The sequence below is a fragment of the Ruegeria sp. CL6 genome, from assembly GCF_056536465.1.
On record NZ_JBQFPR010000003.1, the window covers coordinates 227,388 to 250,629 of the forward strand.

The following is a 23,242-nucleotide window of genomic DNA, read 5'->3' on the forward strand; positions in this document are numbered from 1 at the left end:
TGAAACGGATCCCAAATGCCTTTTTCAGTGCGCCTGTTGCACCTGACGGATCATGACCTTGTGGCCACGGGTGGGCACCGGAATGTTTACGCCTGCCCCGATCATCCTGACTTGCTGGTTAAGGTCACGCGGCCGCGCACACGGCGAAATCGGTCGTTTTCCAAGCGACTGGTGCGGCGTTTGTTGCCGGATTCAACCTATCGCAACGCGCTGAAAGAGTTGGAGTGCGAGATGAAAGCCGCGTTGAAAAGCGGGCTTGATGTCGCCCGGCTGCCTTTGGCGCGATCATTTGGTGTGGTGCAGACAGATGTCGGGCCGGGGGTTGTGGTTGAGCGGATGGATGGCGCAGATGGTGCGTTGGCGCATGACCTCAAGGCGCTGTGCGCGCAAGGCCCGCTTGACCCCGAGACGCTGGCCAAGCTGAACAGCTTTGTGCACAAGCTGTTTGATTATCAGATTGTGGGCCGGGATATCCATGCGCAGAACGTGGTTTACGGTCTGCGCGACGATGTGCCGATGTTTGTCCTGATCGACGGCTATGGCGAGCGCAATCTTGTACCCTTGCGTAGCCTGAGCCGCCGGTTGAACGATCGGTCCCTGAACAAGCAGATGCAGTTGATCGCCACGCAGACCGGATTGCATTGGGACAAGGCAGCCCGAACGTTCAGCGAAGTCCAAGGCCCCGCGCGATCGGTTTGATCGTCAACCCACGTTCTTGACTGGCCTCCTACGCGTCCCTGTGGCAGAACCACATCTGACCGACAGGGAGAGCGCGCATGAGCAGTTTCGGAAAAGGGTGTCACCTTCATCTGATCGACGGATCGGCCTTTATTTTCAGGGCTTATCACGCGCTGCCTCCGTTGACGCGCAAATCTGACGGGCTGCCGATCGGGGCGGTCTCGGGGTTCTGCAACATGCTGCAGAAATATGTCGAAGGGAATGATGGCCCTGATGCGCCGACGCATGTGGCGGTGATCTTTGACAAAGGCTCGCACACGTTCCGCAATGACCTCTATGACCTTTACAAAGCCAACCGCGAGGCGATGCCCGAGGATCTGCGCCCTCAGATGCCTCTGACCCGCGAGGCGACGCGCGCCTTCAACATCGCCTGTAAAGAGCTGGAAGGCTACGAGGCCGATGACATCATCGCGACGCTTGCGGTGCAGGCGCGTGAGGCAGGCGGGCGGGTGACCATCGTCAGCTCCGACAAGGATTTGATGCAGTTGGTGGGCGACGGCGTGGAAATGCTGGACGCGATGAAGAACAAACGCATCGACCGCGATGGCGTGTTCGAGAAATTTGGCGTTGGACCGGAACGGGTGGTCGATGTGCAGGCGCTGGCCGGGGATTCCGTGGACAACGTGCCGGGCGCTCCGGGCATTGGGGTCAAGACCGCCGCCTTGCTGATCAATGAATACGGCGATCTGGAAACCCTGTTGGACCGCGCGGAAGAGATCAAGCAGCCCAAACGCCGCCAGACCCTGATCGAAAAGCGCGACCAGATCGAGCTGTCGAAGAAGCTGGTGCAGTTGGACGAAAACACGCCTCTGGATTTCACGCTGGACGATCTTGAGGTGAAAGACCCCGAGCCGGACGCGCTGATGGGCTTTCTGGCCGAGATGGAGTTCCGCACCCTCACGAAGCGGATTGCCGATAAGCTCGGCGTTGACTCTCCTGTGATCCCGGAAGCCACCACGCCCAAGGTCACGTCAGAGGCCGAGGCGGTTCCGTTCGATGCCTCAAAATACGACTGTGTGCGGGATGCGGCGGCTTTGCAGGTGTGGATCGACCGCGCCTATGAAACCGGATGGGTGGCCGTTGATACTGAAACTACCGGTCTGAACGAGATGATCGCCGATCTGGTGGGTATTTCGTTGTGTGTTGAGGCGGGTTCGGCCTGTTACATCCCACTGACGCACCGGGACGGGGCAGCAGATGATCTGTTCGGGTCAGATGCGCTGGCCGAAGGGCAGATGCCGCTGGATGAGGCTCTAACCCTGTTGAAACCGATGCTTGAGGACCCGTCGATCCTGAAAATCGGTCAGAACATGAAATATGATGCCAAGATTTTTGCACGTTACGGTGTGAACGTGGCGCCGATCGACGACACGATGCTGATGTCCTACGCCATGCATGGTGGCGAACATGGGCACGGGATGGATACCCTGTCCGAGCGCTATCTGAGCCACACGCCGATCCCGATCAAGCCGCTGCTGGGCTCGGGCAAATCGGCCATCACTTTCGACAAGGTGCCGATAGATGAGGCCACCGCCTATGCCGCCGAGGATGCGGATATCACGCTGCGCCTGTGGAAACTGTTCAAGCCGCAACTGCATCAGGTGCAGGTGACAACGGTGTATGAGACGCTGGAACGCCCTCTGGTGCCGGTTCTCAAAGAAATGGAGATGCACGGCATCAAGGTTGACCGTGATGTCCTCAGCCGTATGTCCAACACCTTTGCGCAGAAAATGGCCGGGTTAGAGGCTGAAATTCACGAACTGGCCGGTGAGACCTTTAATGTCGGCTCGCCCGCACAGTTGGGTGAGATTCTGTTCGACAAGATGGGGCTTGAGGGCGGAAAGAAAGGCAAAACCGGGAAGTACTCGACCGGGGCCGATATTCTGGAAGACTTGGCTACCGAGCATGAGTTGCCGCGCCGGGTGCTGGATTGGCGGCAGCTTTCCAAGCTGAAATCGACTTATACGGATGCGCTGCAGACCCATATCAATCCAGATACGGGAAGGGTGCATACCTCGTACTCGATCACGGGGGCAAACACGGGCCGTCTGGCCTCGACCGATCCGAACCTGCAAAACATTCCGGTGCGCACCGAAGAAGGCCGCCGTATTCGTGAGGCGTTTATCGCCGAGCCGGGCAACGTGATGGTCAGCCTCGACTATAGCCAGATCGAGCTGCGGATTTTGGCCCATATCGCTGATATTCCGGCGCTGAAACAGGCGTTCGCGGATGGGTTGGACATTCACGCCATGACCGCGTCCGAGATGTTTGACGTGCCTCTGGACGAGATGACGCCGGATATCCGCCGTCAGGCCAAAGCGATCAACTTTGGTGTGATTTACGGGATTTCGGGCTTTGGTCTGGCCCGCAACCTGCGTATTCCGCGGGCCGAGGCGCAGGGCTTTATCGACCGATATTTCGAGCGATTCCCGGGTATCAGAGCCTATATGGACGACACGGTCGCCTTTGCCAAAGAGCATGGGTATGTGCAGACGTTGTTTGGTCGCAAAATCCACACGCCTGAGATTAACGCCAAGGGGCCGCACGCAGGCTTCTCGCGCCGGGCGGCGATCAACGCGCCGATTCAGGGAACGGCGGCGGATGTGATCCGGCGCGCGATGGTGCGGATGCCGGATGCCATTAACGGGCTGCCTGCAAAAATGCTGTTGCAGGTGCACGACGAATTGCTGTTTGAAGTGGCTGAAGATGCGGTGGAACAGGTGATCGGTGTCGCGCGCGACGTGATGGAAGGCGCATCGGACCCGGCGGTGAAGTTGGACGTCAAGCTGAGCGTTGATGCCGGGCAGGGGGCGAACTGGGCCGAGGCGCACTGAGGTTCGGCGGGGCGCTTCTCATCAGGTCCGATGGACCCTCTTCGCAGCACGTCAGTCCTGCGGCCTGACCAGGCGATTGACCAACCGTTGCACGGCAGGCCCGAGAATCAGAATGACCGAGAATGCGATTGGCCAGCAAAAGGCCCACGATGCCATCCAGTCGCCCATCGTGCTGGGTCCAAATCCGATGGCCTTAACCGTCGCAATACCCGTCACGATGCAAGACATCAGCCCCGACATGATCAGGCTGAACAGAGCGCGGGCATAGCGGTTAGGGATCATTGGTCAATTCCTAAAGGACTCCACGCCATTCATCTGAGGGATTTTTCGCAAAAATTCCAGTGCTAGGCGCGCATCCAGCCCAGACTGTCAGCCGTTTTCGGTGTCGAAGGCAGGTACTCGGCGCTGACCCATCCTTTGTAGCCTGCATCGTCGATAGCGTTGAACAGGGTGGGAAAATCTGTCGGTCCGTGCCCGGGTTCGGACCGGTCCGGTGCGGCCCCGATCTGAGCGTGGACCACATTTGCGTGGAACCGTGTCCAAACGCCCAGCGCGTCGCCGTGGATCATGTGGGCGTGAAAGCTGTCGAATTGCAGGCCGATATTCGGACGGTCCACGCGATTCAGAACATCCGCTGCCAGATCATAGTCGTTCAGGAAATAGTCTGGTTGTGACACCGGGTTGAGTGGTTCAATCGTGAACTGTTGCTGAGGTGCGAAATCGGCAGCCCATTTCAGGTTCTCCACGAAACAGTCTAGCGCGTCCGGCCCTGTGGAATAGCCGGACATGATGTGGATCAGCCCTGGTTTCAGAACATCGGCGTAACGCATCACGCGACGAATATCCGATTGAAACCGCGCCTCGCCGCCGGGGACCGCCGCATAGCCCGGCTGTCCGCCCGTGTAATTCGGTGGCGGCGCATTGATCAGGACAAGGTCCAACCCACTGGACAGCAAGGCCCGCCGGGTTTCCTTGGCGGCCAGATCATAGGGAAACAGAATCTCAACGGCTGGAAATCCGGCCTCAGCCGCCGCCTGAAACCGGTCGAGGTAGGGAAGTTCTGCGAAAAGCAGTGAGATATTTGCGGCAAATTTAGGCATTGGCAGGTCCGGATATTTGGTGACCGGACCTTAGCCGTCGGGTGATTTCAGGGAAAGGGACTGAAAACGACAGATTGTCGAAAATCGGCCAGATCGCCCGATGCAATTCAGAGACATTCGGGACAATGCGGCGAATCATTTTCGGTCGCCGTTCCAACAGAAGGTCTGACACCATGGCAATGAGCCCTGACCCCGTGCGCGGGAACACTCTTTCTGTGTCTGCCGAGCGCAGTTCTGCCTTGCCCGGCAATGGCTTGGCCGTGGCCAGCATGCTGACATGGGCGGCTGGTTTTCCGGCGGCCGAGGTGCTGTTGCAAAGCTGGCCTCCGGTTGCGCTTTTGGTGGCGCGACTTGCGATTGCGGTATTGGTGATGGTGCCGATCTGGGTGCTGTTTGACGGGCCATCTCGGGTGCTGCGCGCCCGCTGGGGACATGCGATGCTGGTCGGAGGAACGCTGGGGGCGGGGATGTTCCTGATCATTCTGGCGCAGAAGCTGACCGACCCGGTGACCGTTGCCATCATCGCCTCGTGCGCGCCCTTGTTTGCGACTCTGCTTGAGCTGGCGACGGGCGCGCGACGCTTGCGTTGGAATTTTGCCATCGGAGTCGTCGTGTCGATCGTCGGAGGGTTGATCGCGACCAGCGCGGTGGCTCCTGCGCAACTGGGGTTGGGCGCGGGGTGTGCCATTGTGTCGACGGGGCTGTTTTGCTGGGCAAGCATGGCAACCGCGCGGGACTTTCCAGAACTCAGCCAGACCGGGCGCAGCACCATTACATTCGTGGGCGGGCTGGTCGTGGCTGTCATCCTGTTCTTCGCGGCAGGGCAGTTGGGGTTGGACGTCATCCCAACGGCTTCGGTCGACATTCAACAGGCGGGGATGCTGGTGATCTATGCGCTGATCTCGATGGGGCTGAGTCAGGTGTTCTTTATCGCCTCGGTCGGGAAACTCGGCGTGGCGTTGGCGTCTTTCCACATCAACATTGCGCCGTTTTACGTGATGTTGATCATGCTTGTGCTGGGGGACGAGTGGAACTGGACCCGCGCGCTGGGCGCGGGGATCGTGGCTGTGGCCGTAGTGCTGGCGCAAGACCGTCGGGTGGCGCGCCGGGTTTAATCCGGCAAGTCCTCGGACCGGATCAGGGGGAAAAACTGCCCATCTGACCAAACGCCAAACCATTCGCCATTGTGTTCGGCAATGTCGACCAGCCGGTAGAAGCTTTTGCGGTCGATCCGCGCTTCGAGGTTGGCGCGCACCAATATGTAGGGCGCGGGTTCTTCCGTTTCAGGGTCGATGACAATGCGGATCGGGTGATCCGGCCCTGCAACAGCGGTATCGCCCACATGGGTCGTGAAAGTCAGCACCTGCGCCGCGCCTCTGCCCGCAACATCGAAATCGACCGCCACAAAGGGCGCGTCCTCGACGGTGATTCCCACCTTCTCGACTGGGGTGACGAGGTAATATTTCCCCTCTTCTTTCTTAAGAATTGAGGAAAAAAGCTTCACAAGCTCGAACCGGTTGATCGGTGACCCTAGATAAGACCAAGAGCCATCTTTGGCGATATGGATGTCCAGATCGCCACAAAACGGAGGATTCCACAGGTGAACAGGGGGTAAGCCCTTGGTTTTGGCGGCTTTGACTGATGCCGCAATGCCATCAGGGGAAGGTGTCACAGGTTTTTGTCCGCTCATTACTTTTGCCATTTCCTTTTCGCGCGATACACTTCAACCATATTAGTCCACGGAAGGGAAAGTCATGACCGAACCTGCCGACCTCGTGTCCGAGATCGAAGCGCTGGAATCGAAACTGCAAGAGGCCAAGTCCTCGATCACCCGCCGCTTTATCGGACAGGAACGGGTCGTGGACCTGACGCTGACCGCGCTGCTGTGCGGTGGGCATGCGCTGCTAATCGGGTTGCCCGGTCTGGGCAAGACAAGATTGGTTGAGACGCTGTCGACCGTGATGGGCCTGCACGGGAATCGCATCCAGTTCACGCCGGACCTGATGCCTGCCGATATTCTGGGGTCCGAGGTTCTGGACACCGCCGAAGACGGCAGCCGTCATTTCCGGTTCATTTCCGGGCCGATCTTTTGCCAGTTGCTGATGGCCGATGAGATCAACCGCGCCAGCCCCCGGACCCAATCGGCGCTGTTGCAGGCGATGCAGGAACGCACGGTGACGGTCGCTGGTGAAGATCGTTCGCTTGGAACGCCGTTTCACGTGCTGGCGACGCAGAACCCGATCGAGCAAGAGGGCACCTATCCGCTGCCCGAGGCGCAGTTGGACCGCTTTCTTGTGCAGATCGACGTGGAATACCCGGATCGCCAGACCGAGCGTGACATTCTGTTGGCCACCACGGGCGTCGAGGAAGACGACGCGCATGAGATTTTCACCAAAGAGGAGCTGCTGGCCGCTCAGGTGCTGCTGCGTCGGATGCCGGTGGGCGACTCGGTCGTTGAGCTGATCCTCGATCTGGTCCGCGCCTTCCGCCCGGACGAGGCTGGCGTGTCCGAGCGTGTTGCCGAAACCGTCGCATGGGGACCGGGTCCGCGAGCGGCGCAGGCGCTGATGATGACGGTGCGGGCACGAGCGATGCTGCAAGGGCGGCTGGCCCCGAATGCCGAGGATGTGCTGGATATGGCCCGCCCTGTCCTCAGCCACCGGATGGCGTTGAACTTTGCGGCGCGTGCGCGGGGTGACAGCCTTGCAGACCTGATCGAATCCACCGCTGCCGGCCTGATCCGTGCCGAGGCCGCGGCGTGAATGCCGCGCTGACCCTTCGCGAAAGATCCGAGGCCGAGGCGTCCCGGCTACCGCCCCTGTTGGCGCGCGCCGAACATCTGGCGGGAACCGTTCTGTTGGGCGATCATGGGCGCAGACGCTCGGGTCTGGGTGATGATTTCTGGCAATACCGTCCGGCCCAGATCGGTGACAGCCGTCGGATGATCGACCACCGGCGATCTGCGCGGGGGGATCAGCAATTTGTGCGCGAACGCGAATGGCAGATCGCGCAATCGGTGATGCTCTGGGTCGATCAGGGCGCGTCGATGCGGTTTGCGTCCGACAAATCCCTGCACACCAAAGCGGACCGGGCGCGCCTGCTTGGTCTGTCAACGGCGATCCTGCTGGTGCGCGGCGGGGAACGCGTTGGTCTGACCGGAACAACCCTTCCGCCCCGGCGCGGCAACGCGCAGATCGTGCGGCTGGCGCAGGCATGGTCCGAAGATGCCGAGGCCGATTACGCCCCGCCCGAACACAGGGCCATGATCCCACACGCACGCGCCGTCTTCATTTCCGATTTCCTCGGGCCAATGGATGAGGTCGAACTGGCCTTGACCAAAGCCGCCGACCGGGGCGTGCGCGGTGTTCTGTTGCAGGTTCTGGACCCGACCGAGGAGAGCTTTCCCTATCGTGGGCGGACCATATTTGAAAGCGTTGGCGGCACAGCGCGACACGAAACCCTCAAGGCCGGAGAGCTGCGGGACCGCTATCTTGAGCGGCTCGCCAGTCGCAAGGACGCGCTGACGCAACTGTGCCGGGCGACCGGATGGCAACTTGGTCTGCACCACACGGGTGACAGCGCGCAAGCGGCTCTGTTGTGGCTCTATCGTGCGCTGGACGGGGGAACGGCATGACGGTTCTGGCGGGTATTGGATTTACCGCACCGTGGGTGTTGCTGGGTCTTTTGACCCTGCCCATCCTGTGGTTGATCCTGCGCGCCGTGCCCCCAGCGCCGATCCGCAGGTTGTTTCCGGCGGTCACGCTACTGCTTGGGCTGAAGGATGAAGAAAGCGTTTCGGACCGCACCCCGTGGTGGTTGCTGCTGTTGCGCATGCTGGCGGCGGCGGCGATTATCATCGGGTTGGCCGGCCCAGTTCTGAACCCATCGCGAGAGCAAGCCGGATCAGGGCCGCTTATGTTGGTGCTTGACGGAAGCTGGGCGGGCGCAACCCGCTGGTCTTCAACGCTGGATCAGATCGACGCGCAACTGACTGAGGCCGGGCGCGCCGGGCGCACGGTCGCGATCCTAAACCTGACAGATCCCGAAGTCCCTGTATTCCAGGCTGCCGAGGCGTGGAGCGGTCGATTGCCGGGGTTGGTTCCGATGCCGTGGCAGCCCACGGCGGAACAGATTGAACAGGCTTTGGCCGCGCTGGATCAGGTGGATGGTGGGTTTGAAACGCACTGGTTCAGTGATCGTCTGGCCTTTGAGGGCAGTGAAACGATGCTTACGGCTTTGCAGGCGCGCGGGGGTGTGACCGTGTATCAGTCGCCCTCGTCCGTTGTTGGGTTATTGCCGGCTGGCTATCAGGACGGTGTCATTCAGTTGACTGCGCAACGGGCCGAGGCTGGCCTGGCTGAGCGCATCACGGTTCTGGCGCAGGGCCGCGATCCGGCCGGGGCGATGCGGGTGTTGCAATCCGCCGAGGTGGAATTTGCAGGGGACGAAACCCAGGCCCAGATAGAACTGGCCCTGCCGTCAGAGCTGCGCGCCCGGATCACGCGGTTTGAAATTCAGGGTCAGCGGTCTGCCGGGGCCGTGACGCTGACCGATGACAGCCTGCGGCGGCGCGAAGTTGCCTTGATCGCCGGAACGCTGAATCGCGAAGGGTTGGAGCTGCTGTCGCCGCTGCATTATCTGACGCAGGTTTTGATCCCGACTGCGGATTTTGTTGATGGCGGTTTGCTGGATGTGCTGCCAGCCAACCCGGATGTGATCGTTCTGGCTGATGTTGCCAAACTGTCAGGGGGCGAACAATCGGCGCTGGTCGAATGGGTCGAAGAAGGCGGCTTGTTGCTGCGGTTTGCGGGGCCGCGCATGGCCGCCAGCGATCTGGGCCGTGACGAGGAAGATATCCTGTTACCTGTCCGCCTGCGCAGCGGTGGCCGATCCGTCGGCGGCGCGATGAGCTGGGGTGAGGCCAAGGGGCTGGCGCCGTTCCCTGAAAGCTCTCCCTTTTACGGCCTGAAAGTGCCCGGAGATGTATCTGTCACCACGCAGGTCATGGCGCAACCAGACCCTAATCTGGCGGATCGCGTGATTGCATCGCTGTCGGACGGAACGCCACTGGTGACCCGCAAGGCGCTTGGGCTGGGTCAGGTTGTGCTGTTCCACGTGACGGCTGACGCAGAATGGTCCAGCCTTCCCCTGTCTGGTCTGTTTGTCGAAATGCTGGATCGGCTGGCCGTCGCCTCGGCCGCCAAGTCACGGCAGGAGTCCCAGTTGCAAGGCACCACGTGGGAGCCAATTCAGGTGATGGATGGGTTTGGCACTTTGTCCGATGCCGGCAATCTGTCGGGCGTCGATGGTGTCGATCTTGTGTCCGGTGCAATTGGCCCGGATCTGCGTCCGGGGCTGTACGAAAGCGGCAAGCAAAAGCTGGCGCTGAATGTCCTGACCAGCGACACGGTACTCAGCCCCGCTGTCTGGCCGTCGGATGTGCCCATCAAGGGGCAGGAGGTCAGTACCGAAACGCCCATCGGGGGTATCTTGCTAAGCCTTGCGCTGCTGTTGCTGACCGTGGATGTCATTGCGTCTCTGGCGCTGTCAGGACGGTTGGGATTGGCCAAGGCTGCGGCCACGGCGGTCGGAGTTTTGTTGTTTGTGCCTCAAGCAGATGCGCAGACGCCATCGGACACCGATTTTGCCCTGAACGCCACCAAGGAACTGGTGCTGGCGCATGTCCTGACGGGTGACGCGCAGGTCGATGACATTGCGGGTGCCGGCATGCGGGGTCTTGCGCAAACCCTGTTCTATCGCACATCTGTCGAACCGGCCGAGCCGATCGGCGTTGATCTGGAGCGGGATGAGCTGGCCTTTTTCCCGTTGCTCTACTGGCCCATTACCCCTCAGCAACCGCAACCGTCCGACGAGGCATATGCCAAGCTGAATGCTTACCTCCGCTCGGGCGGGATGATCCTGTTTGATACGCGGGATTCGGATGTGGCGCGATTTGGGGCCTCCAGCCCCAATGGGCGCAAGTTGCAGCAGTTGGCCGCGCCTTTGAACATCCCTTCGTTAGAGCCTGTTCCGCGTGACCATGTACTGACGCGCGCTTTCTATCTGCTTCAGGATTTTCCGGGGCGCTACGCCGGAACCGAGGTTTGGGTTGAGGCCGCGCCGTTGGATGCCGAACAGATCGAGGGGATGCCGTTCCGCAACCTCAACGACAACGTGACGCCGGTGGTGATCGGTGGTAACGACTGGGCCGGAGCATGGGCCGTTGACCGCAACGGTCAGGCGTTGTTGCCCGTTGGACGCGGTTATGCAGGTGAGCGTCAGCGAGAGCTGGCCAACCGTTTTGGTGTCAATCTGGTCATGCACGTTCTGACTGGGAATTATAAATCCGATCAGGTGCACGTGCCTGCCTTGCTGGACAGGTTGGGACAATGACAGGAACCGTTATCTTTGATCCCCTGATCCCGTGGCCCGTTTTGGCCACCGTTGCCGCGATTGCCCTTGCCGGGGTGGTTCTGGCCCTGTGCCGGGGGCTGTCCGGGTGGGCCTTGCGCGGATTGGCGGCCCTTGTCGTGATTGGGGCGCTGGCTGGTCCGGTCTACCAGATCGAGGATCGCGCGCCCCTGACGGACATCGTGCTGATGATCGAGGATGAAAGCGCCAGTCAGACCCTCTCGGACCGGGCCGAGCAGACCGCGCTGGCCGCCGAGGAACTGGCCGCCGAGATCGAGTCGCGTGACAATACCGAGCTGCGCCGGATCAAAGTCGGTGATGGTGACGGCGACGAAGGTACGCAGGTCATGGCCGCGCTGAACGAGGCCTTGGCCGAGGAGCCGCGTGCGCGGATTGCAGGAATTCTCGTGGTCTCGGACGGGATTGTGCACGATGCAGATCAGGCACCGGACCCGCCAGCACCGATGCATCTGCTGCAAACCGGGCGCGCCACCGACTGGGACCGCCGCCTGATTGTGCGCAATGCCCCGGCCTTTGCCATTATCGGCGAGCCGGTCACCCTGACCTTGCGCGTTGAGGATAGCGGCGCAGCCCCTGCTGGCGCGACCAGCGCCCCGCTTGAAATCTCGGTCGACGGGGCCGAGCCTCAGCAATTCTCGATCCCCATTGGCGTCGACGTGGAATTGCCCGTCAGCCTTCCTCATGGTGGGCGCAATGTGATTCAGTTCACGGTGCCCGAAGCCGAAGGCGAACTGACAGATCGGAACAACACGGCGCTGATCCAGATGAACGGTGTTCGAGATCGTTTGCGCGTGCTGCTGGTATCGGGCGAGCCCCATCCCGGCGGGCGGACATGGCGCAACCTGCTAAAATCCGACAGCTCGGTCGATTTGGTGCATTTCACGATCTTGCGGCCGCCCGAGAAACAGGACGGCGTTCCGGTGGACGAGTTGTCGCTGATCGCGTTCCCGACTCGAGAGCTGTTTCTGGAAAAGATCAACGATTTCGATCTGATCATCTTTGACCGTTACAAGCGGCGGGGCATTCTGCCGGCGATCTATCTGGACAACGTCAACAACTATATCAACGAAGGTGGTGCCGTTCTGATCGCGGCTGGGCCTGACTTTGCCAGCGCGGACAGTATCTTTCGTTCCCCTCTGGCCCCGATCCTGCCTGCGCAGCCAACCGCGCGGGTGATTGAGGAACGCTTTGTCCCGATGGTGACCGATCTGGGGCATCGCCATCCGGTTACGACCGACCTTGGGGATTCCGAACAATGGGGCGCGTGGCTGCGCCAGATCGACGTAAAGCACCGCTCGGGCGAGTTGCTGATGACCGGGATTGATGACCGGCCGCTGCTGGTCCTTGATCGTGTTGGCGAAGGCCGCGTGGCGATGCTGGCCTCGGATCACGCGTGGCTCTGGAGTCGCGGGTTCGAGGGGGGCGGGCCGCAGCTTGAACTGTTGCGCAGACTGGCGCATTGGATGATGAAGGAACCCGAGCTTGAGGAAGAAGCGCTGTGGGCCGAAGCCAACGGCCAGATCATGCGCATCATTCGGCAGACCCTAGAGGATAAGATCGGGCCGGTTACGGTCACCCGCCCGAATGGGGAAACGCTGGACATCAAGCTGGACATGATTTCCCCCGGTCGGTTTGAGGCACAGTATTTCGGGCCAGAAATCGGACTTTACCGTTTGCAGGAAGGCGAGTTGTCCGCCGTCATTGGGTTGGGTCCGGCCGCTCCGAAAGAGTTTGAGCGCACCATCGCAACCTCGGACATTCTGGATCCGCTGCTGGCCGAGTTGCGCGGTGGGGCGATCACGCTAGAGGATGGTCTGCCCGCCATTCGCAACGTGCGGGCCGGACGACCGGCATCCGGGCGTGGTTGGATTGGTCTGACACCGCGCGACGCCTACGAAACCCGGGACGTGACGCAGGCCGGTCTGCTGCCGCCGTGGTTGGTGCTGGTTCTTGCAGGCGGCTTCCTGCTGGGCGGTTGGTTGCGCGAGGGGCGTCGCTGACGGCCCAAACCTGTGATCCGAACTGCCCAGGGATCGCTTAAACACTTCTTCATGCTCTGACTGGATGTTGATCTCGGGATAGTTCGGGATCACCAAAGATGAGTCTTGCAGCAAAACTGGCACAGGAACGACGCGCACGTCTGGCGGCAGAGCGTCTTTTGGAAATGAAGCAGGCTGAATTGTCTGCTGCCAACCGTAAGCTGGGCCTGCATGCGATGGCGTTGACCAAGCGCATCGGCGAAACGCAGGCCGAGGTTGAAACGGTTCGGGGTGAGAACGAAAAGGTCAAATCCGACCTGACGCTTGCCAATGCCAAGATCGAAGTGGCCGAACGGCGCTTTTGGCATTCGATTCAGACGTTTCAGGACGGGTTCGCCTTTTTTGACGGGGATAACTGCCTGATCGGGGCGAATACGGCCTACCTTAGCTTGTTTGACGGGATCGACGAAATTGCGCCGGGCATCGCATATCCACGGATACTTGAGATTCTGACGGCTGAGGGGTTGATTGATCTCGGGTCCGAGGGGGCATCGGACTGGATTGAGAGGATGCTTGAAAGATGGGCGCAACCGAACCCGAATGCGGAAGTTATCCGCCTTTGGAACGGACACTATTTCAAGCTGATCGACCAGCGGGGCAATGGTGGCGATGTTGTAAGTCTGGCTCTGAACATCTCGGCCTCGGTCCGGCACGAGGCCGAGTTGACGGCCGCCCGCGAACGCGCCGAAGCAGCCAACCGCGCCAAATCCGCATTTCTGGCCAATATGAGCCATGAGATACGCACTCCGATGAACGGCATTGTCGGGATGACCGACCTGCTGACCGAAACCCCATTGGACGAGGAACAAAGGCTCTATCTCAATTCGATCCGCAATTCGGGCGAGGCGTTGCTGGTCATCATCAACGACGTTCTGGATTACTCGAAGATCGAGGCGGACAAGCTGATCCTGCACCCTGAACAATTCGACTTTGAGCGTTGTATTCTTGAGGTTGCGATGTTGTTACAGCCAAGTGTCCGCGACAAGGGTCTGACGCTGCTGGTGGATTACGACCTGTTTCTTCCAACGCTATTTGTGGGCGATCCGGGGCGTGTTCGTCAGGTTCTGACAAATCTGGTGGGCAATGCGGTGAAGTTCACCGCCAACGGCCATGTGCTGATCCGTGTCACAGGGGTGCCCAACTCTGATACCAAGACCTGCGATATCCACGTGGCCATCGAAGACACCGGAATCGGGATCGAAAAGGACAAGATCGACCACATATTTGGTGAGTTCAATCAGGTCGAAGATGAACGGAACCGCCAGTTCGAGGGGACCGGGCTGGGTCTGGCTATCACGAAACGCCTCATCACCCTGATGGGCGGCACGATCTGGGTCGAAAGCGAACCGGGGCGTGGTTCGTGTTTCGGGTTCCGCGTGCCGATGCCGACGGTTGAAGGTGTGCAGCCTGCCCCTCCGGATCTGGGCGGGGGGCTGCACCATGTGATGGTGGTCGAGGATTTAGCGGTGAACCGGGCCATTCTGTCGAAACAGCTCGGCCGATTGGGATCGCGCGTCACCGTGTGTTCTTCTGGCGGAGAAGCATTGACCGCAGTTGACGATACCGTGGACCTCCTTTTGTGCGACCACGACCTGCCGGACATGGATGGGCTGGAATTGGCAACCACCCTGAAGGATCGCGGCTGGAATGATCTTCCGGTTGTGGTGATGTCGGCCAACCCAGCCGTCATCCACGCAAACCCGGCCCGCCACTTGATCGAAGGGGTTTTGCAAAAACCTATTCCCCGGGCCGAGCTGTATTCCAGTCTGACCGCCTTGGCCCAAAAACCACGGCCAAGTATCGTTTCACAGGTGATCCCGAAAACCGATGTGGTCGAACAGTCTCAGGCGGCCTCGCAGGGGCGTGTGATGCGCGTTCTGGCCGCTGAAGATAACCGGACAAATCAACTGATTCTGGAAAAAATGGTCAAGGATCTGAACATCGACCTGCGGTTTGCTGGAAACGGGCTTGAAGCCGTTGAAGCCCATCGTGAATTCGATCCGGATCTGATCTTCATGGATATCTCAATGCCGAAAATGGACGGTAAGCAGGCCACCGGTGAAATCCGGCGGCGCGAGATTGAGACGGGCCGCCATGTTCCGATTGTCGCGCTGACCGCGCATGCGATGTCAGGGGATGATCAGGGGATATTGTCGGCAGGTTTGGACCACTACCTGACCAAACCTCTGCAAAAACAGAAAATCCATCAGACTATCCTGGGGCATCAACCCGAGGGCACTCAGGCAGTCGTTGCCGGACAGCCCTAACCGAATTAGGCTGAGCGCATGTCAGATGAACGCGGTTTTCAGCCTCGCGCGCTGGGCGAGATTGCCATTCGATGCGCCGATATGCCGGCGATGGTCGAGTTTTACGAAACAGTGATCGGCTTGCGGCGACTCAGCGGCGACCATGACAGTGCGATCGTTTTCTTTGACATCGCGCAGGGTTTCGGCGGGCATACTCAGGTGCTTGCCCTGTTCCACCATACAGCCGCGCCACGTCCCGGCCTGCATCCCACAGGTGATCAATCCCCGGTGACCGGCGGCGCGTCGGCTTTGCATCACATCGCCCTGTCGCTGCCCTTTGAAGAACAGGACGCTGTCCTGCGTTGGTATGAACACATTGGACAGCCCTACCGGGTCGAGCAATTCGGCTGGATTGGCTGGCGCGGCATTTTCACCGAAGACCCCGAGGGAAACACGGTTGAACTGGTCGCTTACGACCGGTCAATGCTGAGTCAGGCCTGATAAGGGCGCACGAAAACGGGTTTGTCCTCGGTCGACAGATCAGGCCGGTATTCATAGCCGCCGGAGTCGAAACCCAACAGCCCCGCCGGATCGGTCAGGCGGTGCTGGATGATGTATCGCGCCATCGCGCCACGTGCTTTCTTGGCGAAAAAGCTGACGATCTTGGGTGTGCCGGCTTTGTCCTCCATGAAAACAGGCGTGACCACCCGTAGTTTCAGCGCTTTGGGATCGACCGCGCCGAAATATTCCTGACTGGCGCAATTCACCAGCACGTCCGACCCGATCTGCGCGCCTTGCGCGTTCAGCGCCTTGCTGAGGTGATCGCGCCAGTATTCATACAGGTTCTTGCCGCGCCGGGTTTTCAGCTTGCTGCCCATCTCAAGCCGATAGGCTTGAATGGCATCCAGAGGGCGCAGCACGCCGTATAAGCCCGACAGGATACGCAGGTGGTCCTGCGCCCAGGCCATTTCATCGGCATCCAGGGATGCAGCCTCAAGCCCCTGATAGGTGTCACCGGCAAAGGCCAGCGCAGCGGGGCGGGTCTGGTCACCCTCCGGCGCATCGGAAAAGGCGCGATACCGGTCGCGGTTCAGGCGGGCCAGATCGTCGCTCAGGTCCATCAGCTTTTTCAGATCGCCAAGCGTCAGATTGCGTGCGGTTTTCGACAGCCGGATCGCGTCGTCCTGAAAATCGGGTTGAGTCGCGGTCACATCGCGCTCGGCCCAGTCCAGCCGTTTGGCCGGGGAAATCACTACCAGCATATCCGCCCTAACTCCTTGCCTTATAGTGCGTACCTAGCCCGCCTGTTCCAGCACGTCCAGAAAAGCGGCCCCAAACCTTTCGTGACGACGATCCCCCAGCACCTGTTCCAAACCGCGCTGATCTCCGGGGCGCAGTTGCGCGACCTTGGCCAGTTGCGCGGCCGAACAGGTCAGCGGCTTGTCGATCCCTTCGGGCCCTCGTGCAAGATCGCTCTGCACGGCCAGCAGTTGATCGTAGATGTCACCCTGTTCGCGGCCCGCCAGTTTGCGGCGGGCAGGATGTACCGCCTCAACCTCTCCGGTGATGACCTCTAGGAACGTATCGCCATAGCGTTCCAGTTTTTTCGCCCCCACTCCGCCGATCCGGGCCATGTCGTCCAGAGTCATGGGGCGGGTTTCGGCCATCTCGATCAGGGTGCGGTCAGGGAAAATGACATAGGCAGGCACCCGTTGCGATTCCGCCAGTGCACGACGCTTGGCCTTGAGCGCCGACAGCAACGGCGCGTCTTCTTCGGCCACTATCGCTTTGACGGCGGGGCGGCGGGTGGCTTTGCGGATCGTGTCCTTGCGCAAGTTGATCTGCGCCTCGCCTTTCAGGATGGGCTTGGCGGCCTCGGTCATCCGCAGCGCGCCGTGGCGGTCAGGGTCGGGGCGCACCAGATCGTGCCCCATCATCTGCCGGAAAATCGCCTGCCATTGCGGGCGGGACCAGCCCTTGCCGATGCCCCATGTGGACAGAGCATCATGGCGTCGCGCGCGGACCTTGTCGGTTTCATTGGCCAGCAGGATGTCGATCAGATGGCCCGACCCGAACCATTCTTCGGTGCGCAGGATGGCGGACAGGGCCATGCGGACCGGCGTCGTGCCGTCGAACACTTCGGGCGGGGTGTCGCACAGATCGCATTTGCCGCAGGGTTCAGCCTGTTCGCCGAAATAGCCTAGCAGGGTCTGGCGGCGGCAGGCCAGCGCCTCGGCCAATCCAAGCAGAGCGTTCAGACGGGCATGGTCGGCCATGCGACGCTCAGCCGGGGCCAGCCCTTCGTCGATTTGCGAGCGGCGCAGGCGGATGTCGTCGGGGCCGAACAGGGTCAGTGTCTCGGCCGGGCCGCCATCACGCCCAGCGCGGCCGATTTCCTGATAATAAGCCTCGATGGATTTGGGCAGGTCAGCGTGGGCGACCCAGCGGATATCGGGCTTGTCGATCCCCATGCCAAAAGCAACGGTGGCGACGACGATCAGCCCGTCCTCGCGCGCAAAGCGGGTTTCGACGATGCGGCGGTCCTCGGGGTCCATGCCGCCGTGATAGTGGCAGGCGACATGCCCCTCGGCGCGTAGGGCTTGGGCCAGCACTTCGGTCTTGTTGCGGGTGCCGCAATAGACGATGCCAGATTGCCCTTTGCGCGCGGCGGCGAAATCGAGGATTTGTTTGCGTGGCCCGTCCTTGGCGGCAAAGGCCAGATGGATGTTGGGTCGGTCAAACCCGCGCAGGAATTTGCGGGGCGCGGTGCCGTCGAACAGTTTCTCGACAATCTCATCCTGCGTTTCCGCATCCGCCGTGGCAGTGAAGGCGGCCAAGGGCACGTTGAGTGCGCGCCGCAGCTCTCCGATCCGCAGGTAATCCGGGCGGAAATCGTGACCCCATTGGCTGACGCAATGCGCCTCGTCCACGGCGATCAGGCTGACATTGATCCGCCGTAGCATCCCCAACGCGGACCCGGCGGCCAGACGTTCGGGTGCCATATAGAGCAGCTTGAGCCGCCCGGCCTCGAGCGCCTCCCACACCGCGTCGGTTTCTTCAGGAGTGTTGCCGGATGTTAGAGCGCCTGCTTCGACGCCCGCTTCCTGCAACCCGCGCACTTGATCGCGCATCAGGGCGATCAGAGGGGAAATCACCACCGTCACGCCATCGCGCAACAGGGCAGGTAACTGAAAGCACAGGGATTTTCCGCCGCCCGTGGGCATGATGGCCAGCACGTTTTCGCCCACAGTCACGGCATCGACGATCTCCTCCTGACCCGGTCGGAAGTCGTCGAATCCAAAGACATCTCGCAGCAGGGGCGCGGCGTCGAACATGTGGGGATTGCCCTGTTTTTAGGTTTGTCTGCTCTTAGGGCAGGACAATCACATACTAAGATTCGGTGAACAAGAGGTCAGACGAAATAGACCATATTGTTGATCAGGATGATCCGCAGCGCATAGACGCCGACCAGAACGACCAGAGGCGTCAGGTCCAGACCGCCCATATTCGGCAGAACCCGGCGGATCGGGCCGTAGATGGGTTCAAGTATCCGGTTCAGGCCAAACCAGATTTGCGCCACCAACTGCTGGTGCAGGTTGAGAACCTGAAAGTTGATCAGCCAGCTCATGATCACATGGGCCAGAATGATGAACCAGACAATGTCCAGGATCAGCAGCAGGATTTGGATCAGTGACAGCATGGGGCCTCCGGTATTTGCGTCAGACGAGACGTAAGCGCCCACGCTCCAAAGAGCAAGTCTGCGCCAACAGAACGCTTGCGAAACCGTCCAAAGCCCCGTCTTATGAAAAATAACAAGAACAGGGGCAGTCATGGCAGAGATTTCCAAGCGCAAGCGCATCTGGGGCTGGTGGTTTTTCGACTGGGCGACGCAGCCATATCACAGCCTTCTGGTCACTTTCGTCTTTGGCCCCTATTTCGCCGGGGTTGCTGCGGGGTATTTCGCAGGAACCGAACTGGACTCACAAGCTGCGGCTGCACGGGCGCAGACGGTCTGGGCGAACTGCCTGACCATCACCGGGCTGATCATCGCCTTTGGTGCGCCGCTTTTGGGCGCGATGGCAGATGTGTCAGGGCGGCGCATCCCGTGGATCTTCGGGTTTTCCGTCATGTATGTCGTGGGGTCTGCGGCGCTGTGGTACACGCTGCCGGATGGATCAAACATGTGGCTGATGCTGTCGGCCTTTGGTCTTGGATTTGTCGGCGCGGAATATGCGCTGATCTTTATAAACTCGCAGTTGCCCGATCTGGGCGATGACAAGGAAGTGGGTGAGATTTCCGGCTCGGGCTTTGCCTTCGGTTATTTCGGAGGGCTGATCTCGTTGGCGATCATGCTGCTGCTGTTTGTCGAGCAGGCCAACGGCAAAACGCTGATCGGACTGGACCCCGCTTTTGGGTTGGATGCAGCGCAGCAGCAGGGCACCCGGTTCGTCGGTCCGTTCACTGCGGGATGGTTTATCCTGTTTATGGTGCCGTATTTCCTGTGGGTGCGAGACGATTCATCTGCTAAGAAACGCGGCTCGGTCAGCGACGCGCTGGGCCTGCTGGCACATTCGATTTCCAACCTGCGGCACCGGCTTAGTCTTGCCAGCTATCTGGGATCATCCATGTTCTACCGCGATGCGCTGAATGGGTTGTACAGTTTTGGCGGTGTCTATGCCCGGCTGGTGCTGGAATGGGACCTCATCAAGATCGGCGTCTTTGGGATCGTCAGCGTTCTGGCCGCCGCCGCCTTTTCGTGGGTAGGCGGGAAGCTGGACAAGAAAAACGGCCCTAAACCGGTCATTCTCTTCAGTATCTGGGTTCTGATCCTGGTTTGCGTCACGATCGTTTCCATGGACCGGACACAGGTTTTCGGCATCGCTTTGCCCGAAGGATCGGGGCTGCCGGATCTTGTGTTCTTTGCCTGCGGCATCCTGATTGGCGGTATGGGTGGCATTTTGCAGTCGGCCAGCCGGTCAATGATGGTGCGTCACACCGATCCCAAAACCCCGGTGGAAAGCTTTGGTCTCTATGGCTTGTCGGGTCGCGCTACGGCCTTTGCCGCACCTCTATTGATCGGGATTGCCACAACCGTGACCGGCAGCGCGCGTCTGGGGGTGTCACCGATCATTCTGTTGTTTATTCTGGGTCTAATACTGATGCGCTGGGTGAAACCGGAAGGGGATCAGAGCAGATGATATTACAGCGTTTTTTGGCGATTTTGGCCTTAATCACACTGGCAGGCTCCGCAGGGGCGCAACCCCTGGCCAAGCAATTATTCGGAGCTCAAAAGCAAAGTTCACAACAAAAACCCGCCGCTTTCGGCAGTTATTCGCGCGGATGCGCTGCCGGGTCGGTGCAGTTGCCCGAAACAGGCCCGACATGGCAGGCCATGCGCCTGTCGCGCAACCGCAACTGGGGGCACCCGGTGGCGATTGACTATGTGCAAGACCTCAGTCGGTTTGCGGCCAAGCAACCGGGGTGGAATGGTCTCTATATCGGGGATATCAGCCAGCCTCGGGGCGGGCCGATGACATCTGGGCACCGGTCGCATCAACTGGGTCTGGATATCGATATCTGGATGCTTCCGGGCAATGACATGCGGCTCAGCCGAAAGGCGCGTGAGAATATCTCGTCCATTTCCCTGCGCCGCGCGAACGGGGCGTTCGTCAACGGCAACTGGACCAAGCAGCATCACGCCGTTCTGCGTGAAGCGGCCAAGGATAAACGGGTTGCCCGAATATTCGTCTTTCCCGGTGCGAAGGTGCAGATGTGCAAAGAGGAAAAAGGCAACAGGGCCTACCTGCGCAAGATCCGGCCCTGGTGGGGACATCACTACCATTTCCACGTGCGGCTCGCCTGCCCACGCGGATCCAGAGGGTGCGTCAATCAGGACCCACCGCCCAAGGGTGACGGATGCGCCGAAGCGCAGCAGTGGGTGAACAACATCCTGAACCCGCCGCCTCCCGACCCAAATGCACCTGCACCCAAAAAGCGTAGAGAATATCGTATGGCGGACCTGCCCCAACAATGTACCACCGTTTTACAATCCAACTGATAGCCGCGCTGTTTCTGGCGGGACCCATCTGGGCAGTCGAAGTCAAATCGGCCTCGGAACATGGGACCTATGTCTGGCACCATCCGGATGAGTGGTTCGGTGGATTTTCCGCTCTGCACCTCTCGGATAATGGTCGGCATCTGATCGCGCTGAGTGACAGGGCGCGGCTTGTGCACGCCGAAATCGAGCGCAAGGGCGATGGTATCGCAGGTGTTGAGATCACGGGACATTGGCCAGTTCTGTCCAGCACCGGCCAGCGAATGTCCGGCATCGCCGGAGATTCCGAAGGGCTGGCGACAATCGCCGACGGCAGCTTTTACATCTCTTTTGAAGGCGTGCATCGCGTCGCTCATTATTCGGCCCCCGGATCAAAGGCGCATGTGCTGCCCCGCCCAGAAGCGTGGGATCAGCTGAGTCTTAACGGCGCGTTCGAGGGACTGGCGATCGACGGTCAGGGGCGGCTGTATACACTGACTGAAAAAAGCCGGACCGAGGACGGGGACATACCGGTCTATCGCTGGGACGGGCAGGGTTGGTCGACGCCATTTGTTTTGCCGCAAAGGGGAAAGTTCCTGCCTGTTTCCGCCGATTTCGGCCCTGACGGGCGTCTATACGTTCTGGAGCGCTCGGTGTTTTTGACAGGGTTCCGCTCACGCCTGCGCCGGTGGCAGATTGAAGCTGACATGCCAACCAGAGAAGAGATATTGTTCACGACTGGCGCGGGCAAGCATGACAACCTCGAAGGTTTGTCGATCTGGCGCGACGAGCAAGACCGCCTGCGCGCCACTATGGTGTCAGATGACAACTTCCTCGCGCTGCAGGGTACCGAACTGGTGGAATACCTGCTGCCTGATTGACAGCCACCGATCAAGCGTCTAGAAGCGCGGCTTGCCTTGGGACGGTCCCTTGGCCAAGTCGCCGCTACCTTGTCAAAACGGGCATCTGAAAATGCAACGCAGCTATCTACCCGGCATTCTTGCCATGGCCACCATTGTTGTGGCCTCGAACATCCTGGTCCAGTTCCTCATCCTGGACGGTCTGTTGACCTGGGGTGCTTTCACCTATCCTCTGGCCTTTCTGGTCACTGACATCATGAACCGCGTCTATGGCGTGGGTCCGGCCCGCAAGGTCGTATTCGCAGGGTTTGTCACCGGCATCATCTGTTCGTTGATCGGCAGCCAGATCATGCTGCAAGGCGACGGCTTCACCTATGCCGCCGTGCCGCTGCGCATCGCCGTGGCCTCGGGCACAGCCTTCCTGATCGCGCAGCTGACCGACGTCACCGTGTTCAATTCGCTGCGCGGTGGCCGCTGGTGGCGCGCACCGCTGGTCTCGACGTTGGTCGGATCTGCGCTGGATACAGCGATCTTCTTCACCCTGGCCTTCTCAGCCTCGGTCACCGTCTTCGGCGCAAATGCCGATGCCGCGATCAACTGGGCGTGGGAACCGGTGCCCTTCATGCTGTCGGGGCCGATGGCGCCGCTGTGGGTCACGCTGGCCTTTGCTGATTGGCTGGTGAAACTGTCGCTGGCGCTGATCGCACTGATCCCGTTCAAAGTGATCGTTGCGCGGTTGTCCGCGCAGCCCGCGTAAAAAGTGCTTTGAGAATGGCGCATCTTGTGTCACCATCCTTATCAACCGCAACAGATAGATAAGGAGGTGATCCAGTGTCGAGAAAGAGATTGGAGAGAGGTGTCGGAACAACCGGGGGGATCGCCTGTTAAGGCAGCCCTTGGCGGAGCGCTCGCTCCGGCTGGTCGATTGATCTAACCGACCCACCTCCTGAACTTTCGTA

19 protein-coding genes are annotated in these 23,242 nt (G+C 60.3%); 13 read left to right on the forward strand and 6 right to left on the reverse strand.

Annotated elements, in window-relative coordinates; translation table 11 throughout:
- The first annotated feature begins 15 nt into the window (after positions 1 to 15).
- Positions 16 to 699 (forward strand): YrbL family protein, encoded by a 684-nt coding sequence (locus tag ACR0LH_RS10675; RefSeq protein WP_480720920.1) that lies wholly within the window; start codon positions 16 to 18, stop codon positions 697 to 699.
- Between the two features lie 77 nt (positions 700 to 776).
- Positions 777 to 3,572, forward strand: coding sequence for a DNA polymerase I (gene polA / locus ACR0LH_RS10680; RefSeq protein ID WP_480720921.1), 2,796 nt, complete (start codon positions 777 to 779; stop codon positions 3,570 to 3,572).
- Positions 3,573 to 3,623: 51 nt separating this feature from the next.
- On the opposite strand, the gene ACR0LH_RS10685 is transcribed toward polA, so the two are convergent.
- Both ACR0LH_RS10685 and ACR0LH_RS10690 read right to left on the reverse strand, forming a co-directional pair.
- The gene (locus ACR0LH_RS10685) at positions 3,624 to 3,854 is read right to left on the reverse strand and encodes a DUF2798 domain-containing protein (protein WP_170387865.1); all 231 of its coding nucleotides are present in this window, start codon (positions 3,852 to 3,854) and stop codon (positions 3,624 to 3,626) included.
- Positions 3,855 to 3,916: 62 nt separating this feature from the next.
- Positions 3,917 to 4,672, reverse strand: coding sequence for a hydroxypyruvate isomerase family protein (locus ACR0LH_RS10690; protein ID WP_480720922.1), 756 nt, complete (start codon positions 4,670 to 4,672; stop codon positions 3,917 to 3,919).
- Positions 4,673 to 4,851: 179 nt separating this feature from the next.
- On the opposite strand from ACR0LH_RS10690, the gene ACR0LH_RS10695 reads away from it, so the two are divergent.
- Complete coding sequence (locus tag ACR0LH_RS10695; protein WP_480720923.1) at positions 4,852 to 5,787, forward strand: DMT family transporter; 936 nt, start codon at positions 4,852 to 4,854, stop codon at positions 5,785 to 5,787.
- On the opposite strand, the gene ACR0LH_RS10700 is transcribed toward ACR0LH_RS10695, so the two are convergent.
- Positions 5,784 to 6,362: a DUF1285 domain-containing protein gene (locus ACR0LH_RS10700; protein WP_480720924.1), complete on the reverse strand. Its 579-nt coding sequence runs from the start codon at positions 6,360 to 6,362 to the stop codon at positions 5,784 to 5,786. The two genes, ACR0LH_RS10695 and ACR0LH_RS10700, sit on opposite strands and share 4 nt — an antisense overlap.
- A 64-nt stretch (positions 6,363 to 6,426) precedes the next feature.
- Here ACR0LH_RS10700 and ACR0LH_RS10705 point away from each other — a divergent pair, with 64 nt between their 5' ends.
- The 6 genes from ACR0LH_RS10705 to ACR0LH_RS10730 all read left to right on the forward strand — a co-directional run bounded on the left by ACR0LH_RS10705 (position 6,427) and on the right by ACR0LH_RS10730 (position 15,890).
- On the forward strand, positions 6,427 to 7,434 hold the full coding sequence (locus ACR0LH_RS10705) for an AAA family ATPase (protein WP_170387857.1): 1,008 nt from the start codon (positions 6,427 to 6,429) through the stop codon (positions 7,432 to 7,434).
- Positions 7,431 to 8,306: a DUF58 domain-containing protein gene (locus ACR0LH_RS10710; RefSeq protein WP_170483471.1), complete on the forward strand. Its 876-nt coding sequence runs from the start codon at positions 7,431 to 7,433 to the stop codon at positions 8,304 to 8,306. Before ACR0LH_RS10705 ends, ACR0LH_RS10710 begins: the two co-directional genes overlap by 4 nt.
- A complete protein-coding gene (locus tag ACR0LH_RS10715; RefSeq protein ID WP_480720926.1) occupies positions 8,303 to 11,065 on the forward strand; it encodes a DUF4159 domain-containing protein in 2,763 nt (920 codons plus the stop codon). The genes ACR0LH_RS10710 and ACR0LH_RS10715 overlap by 4 nt, the downstream gene beginning before the upstream one ends.
- Positions 11,062 to 13,104 carry a hypothetical protein gene (locus ACR0LH_RS10720; protein ID WP_480720927.1) on the forward strand — a complete coding sequence of 681 codons (2,043 nt, stop codon included), beginning with the start codon at positions 11,062 to 11,064 and terminating at the stop codon, positions 13,102 to 13,104. The genes ACR0LH_RS10715 and ACR0LH_RS10720 overlap by 4 nt, the downstream gene beginning before the upstream one ends.
- 98 nt (positions 13,105 to 13,202) lie before the next feature.
- Positions 13,203 to 15,410, forward strand: a complete 2,208-nt coding sequence (locus ACR0LH_RS10725) for a response regulator (RefSeq protein WP_480720928.1) — start codon at positions 13,203 to 13,205, stop codon at positions 15,408 to 15,410.
- Between the two features lie 18 nt (positions 15,411 to 15,428).
- Positions 15,429 to 15,890, forward strand: a complete 462-nt coding sequence (locus ACR0LH_RS10730; RefSeq protein WP_480720929.1) for a VOC family protein — start codon at positions 15,429 to 15,431, stop codon at positions 15,888 to 15,890.
- Here the strand turns inward: ACR0LH_RS10730 and yaaA are convergent.
- The 3 genes from yaaA to ACR0LH_RS10745 form a co-directional block, all read right to left on the reverse strand.
- On the reverse strand, positions 15,881 to 16,651 hold the full coding sequence (gene yaaA / locus ACR0LH_RS10735; protein ID WP_480720930.1) for a peroxide stress protein YaaA: 771 nt from the start codon (positions 16,649 to 16,651) through the stop codon (positions 15,881 to 15,883). The two genes, ACR0LH_RS10730 and yaaA, sit on opposite strands and share 10 nt — an antisense overlap.
- Positions 16,652 to 16,684: 33 nt before the next feature.
- Positions 16,685 to 18,724, reverse strand: a complete 2,040-nt coding sequence (gene recQ / locus ACR0LH_RS10740) for a DNA helicase RecQ (RefSeq protein ID WP_480720932.1) — start codon at positions 18,722 to 18,724, stop codon at positions 16,685 to 16,687.
- A gap of 77 nt (positions 18,725 to 18,801) precedes the next feature.
- A complete protein-coding gene (locus tag ACR0LH_RS10745; RefSeq protein WP_170387840.1) occupies positions 18,802 to 19,089 on the reverse strand; it encodes a YggT family protein in 288 nt (95 codons plus the stop codon).
- 130 nt (positions 19,090 to 19,219) lie between these two features.
- Between ACR0LH_RS10745 and ACR0LH_RS10750 the strand changes: the two genes are divergently transcribed.
- The 4 genes from ACR0LH_RS10750 (at position 19,220) to ACR0LH_RS10765 (ending at position 23,040) form a co-directional block, all read left to right on the forward strand.
- On the forward strand, positions 19,220 to 20,587 hold the full coding sequence (locus ACR0LH_RS10750) for an MFS transporter (RefSeq protein ID WP_480720933.1): 1,368 nt from the start codon (positions 19,220 to 19,222) through the stop codon (positions 20,585 to 20,587).
- Positions 20,584 to 21,447, forward strand: coding sequence for a penicillin-insensitive murein endopeptidase (mepA, locus tag ACR0LH_RS10755; protein WP_170387836.1), 864 nt, complete (start codon positions 20,584 to 20,586; stop codon positions 21,445 to 21,447). The genes ACR0LH_RS10750 and mepA overlap by 4 nt, the downstream gene beginning before the upstream one ends.
- Positions 21,420 to 22,304, forward strand: coding sequence for an esterase-like activity of phytase family protein (locus ACR0LH_RS10760; protein ID WP_480720934.1), 885 nt, complete (start codon positions 21,420 to 21,422; stop codon positions 22,302 to 22,304). Before mepA ends, ACR0LH_RS10760 begins: the two co-directional genes overlap by 28 nt.
- 91 nt (positions 22,305 to 22,395) lie before the next feature.
- Positions 22,396 to 23,040, forward strand: a complete 645-nt coding sequence (locus tag ACR0LH_RS10765; RefSeq protein WP_170564134.1) for a queuosine precursor transporter — start codon at positions 22,396 to 22,398, stop codon at positions 23,038 to 23,040.
- Positions 23,041 to 23,242 lie beyond the last annotated feature (202 nt).